The organism is Pseudomonas sp. Kh14 (assembly GCF_900291005.1).
Classification (GTDB): Bacteria; Pseudomonadota; Gammaproteobacteria; order Pseudomonadales; family Pseudomonadaceae; genus Aquipseudomonas; species Aquipseudomonas alloputida.
On record NZ_OLKJ01000351.1, the window covers coordinates 1 to 230 of the forward strand.

The following is a 230-nucleotide window of genomic DNA, read 5'->3' on the forward strand; positions in this document are numbered from 1 at the left end:
GCACTCAACTTCGATCTCATGAATTGAATGCTCCAGAATCCCACCATCTTTGACACCTTTTGCTACGCCATTCAGGTGAAGAGGAACTCTAACATGGATATTTCTATCGTGCCTTACAAGATTAAAATCAATATGTATGACATTACCAGAAATTGTCTCCTTTTGGATTTCCTTCAATAGAGTGGCAAATTTTTCCCCTTCCAAATCGAGGTCGATGATCCTACTCTCGG

Annotated in this window: 1 pseudogene; it reads right to left on the reverse strand. The window is 40.4% G+C overall.

The features are described 5' to 3' along the window. Nucleotides 1-230: pseudogene (locus tag FQ668_RS28385) on the reverse strand (50S ribosomal protein L25); the annotation flags it as partial.